Source organism: Rhizobacter sp. P3_B12 (assembly GCF_056402895.1).
This window is the reverse complement of the sequence record NZ_JBFUGN010001118.1, coordinates 1-1,865: the sequence shown is the minus strand read 5'-3', so window position 1 is coordinate 1,865 and position 1,865 is coordinate 1. Positions and strand designations below refer to the sequence as shown.

The following is a 1,865-nucleotide window of genomic DNA, read 5'->3' as shown; positions in this document are numbered from 1 at the left end:
CCGCGCACCAGAGCCCCGAGCACCACGGCCAGCACGGCCCGCACCGCTCCGGCGGACAGGGCCGCCAGGTGGGCGGCAACCGGCCGGGCGCGCGGCCCAAGCGGGCGAGCACCCACAAGGCGCGCAAGAGCCGGCGCCGCGGTGCGAACGGCATCCAGGGCGATGACGACGATCACGATTTCCACTCGGCGGAGTCGCAGCAGGCCGGCACCGAGGCCGTCAACCTGAAGGACCAGTCGCAGGATTCGGGCGATGACGAGGACCGCGGCGGCGGCGAGGAATCGCGCCAGGACAAGCTGGCGCGCGCGCGCAGCCTGTCGGAGAAATCGGATGAACCGGGCCGTGGCGGCTCGCCGCGCCGGGTGTTCGATTCGAAGATCCCGCTGCAGCGCTGCAAGAAGGGCATGCTGGGCGTGGTGCAGAAGACCGTGATCGACCGCGAGCTCAACAAGGCGTCGGAGACCGGCAACGGCGCGCTCGCGGCGAGTGCGCTGCGCAAGCTGAACCTGGCGCTGCTCGGCAGCACGCGTGCCGGCGCCCGGCTCGACAGCGGCGGGCTGGCGGCGGTGGCCGACTACCTGGTCGCGAACTACCTCAAGCCGGCGCTGCCCGAGGGGGGCTTCCCGATGTCGATCAAGTTGCTGCACTGGATGCTGCCGATGAAGCTGCTGCAGCTGCAGGCGCCGCGCACCGAGGAACAGGCCGCACTCAGCATTGCCAGGATGCTGGTGCAGGCCAGGAGGAACGAGCGATGAGTGCTGAGATGAACGAGGGCGAACTGCCCGAAGGCGCCGAGGGYGACGCGCCCGGCGGCGACGATCCCGACCACGAGCGCTACGTCGGCCTGCTGACGGCGCTGTGCGCCGAGCTCGACCTGCCGGACGTGCAGGCGGTGCTGCAGTCGCGGCGCGTCGAGGTCGAGGGCTTCAGCGTGATCGTCGACCACGTGTCGAACGATCCGCAGGCGATGTACATCCAGTTCGACTACGGCATCACGACGGCCGGGCGGACGCTGTCGATCTTCCGGCTGATGCTGGAATCGAACCTGCTCGTCTATGCGCAGGACCAGGCGCAACTCGGCCTGGATCCCGACACCGGATCGACCCAGCTGATCGTGCGCGTTCCGATGACCGACGACATCGACGGCGGCTGGCTGATGGAGACGCTGACGCACTACGCCGAGCACGGCCGCTACTGGAAGGATCACCTGCTGCAGGCGCCCGACGACATGTTCGAGGCCATCTCGGCTGGCGACTACCTCTGGCTGCGGGCGTGATGTAGCCCGGATGCCAATCCGGGATTCCCCATTGCACAATCCCGCTCCATGCCCGACAGCGACCCGCTCGACTTCTTCGAAGACCGCCCGACGCTCTGGCCGCACACCGCGCCGGAGCGGCTGTTGCCGTCGGAGGTCGAGCAGCGGCTGCTGAAGGCGATGGAGCGTGTCGGCGCCGACGGCCCGTACGCGGTGGCGCTGTGCGAGGAGGCGATCGCGCTGGCGCGCGCGAGCGGCGACGACGGCGAGATCGTGCGCACGCTGTTCCGCTCGGCCGCGCTGGTGCTGCAGGCGCGCCGCCCCGACCGCGCCTACGTGCTGTGCCTGGAGGCGCAGCAGGGCTTCGAGCGCCGCGACGACCGCTGGCGCGCCACCCGCATCCTGCTGCTGCGCGGCCAGTGCTGGCTCGAGGTCGGCGAGCACGAGCGCGCGATGACGCTGATCGCCGAGGCCGCCGAGCGCTTCCGGCTGATGGACAACCGCGCCGACGTGGCGCGCTGCCAGGCCGCGATGGCGATGGCGCACCGCCTGGGCGGCGACCTCGACAGCGCGATCGCGGTGGCCGCGCAGGCGGTCGGCACGCCCGGGG

General features: G+C 71.1%; 3 protein-coding genes. All 3 read left to right on the top strand.

Annotation, left to right across the window (positions count from 1 at the left end; genetic code table 11):
• Positions 1-755 (top strand): hypothetical protein (locus AC1D01_RS32790; RefSeq protein WP_477873668.1); only part of this gene is annotated, 755 nt, incomplete at its 5' end.
• Positions 752-1,276: a CesT family type III secretion system chaperone gene (locus AC1D01_RS32785; protein ID WP_477873667.1), complete on the top strand. Its 525-nt coding sequence runs from the start codon at positions 752-754 to the stop codon at positions 1,274-1,276. The genes AC1D01_RS32790 and AC1D01_RS32785, both read left to right, overlap by 4 nt.
• A 48-nt stretch (positions 1,277-1,324) precedes the next feature.
• The coding region (locus tag AC1D01_RS32780) for a hypothetical protein (protein WP_477873666.1) at positions 1,325-1,865 on the top strand (541 nt) is incomplete at its 3' end.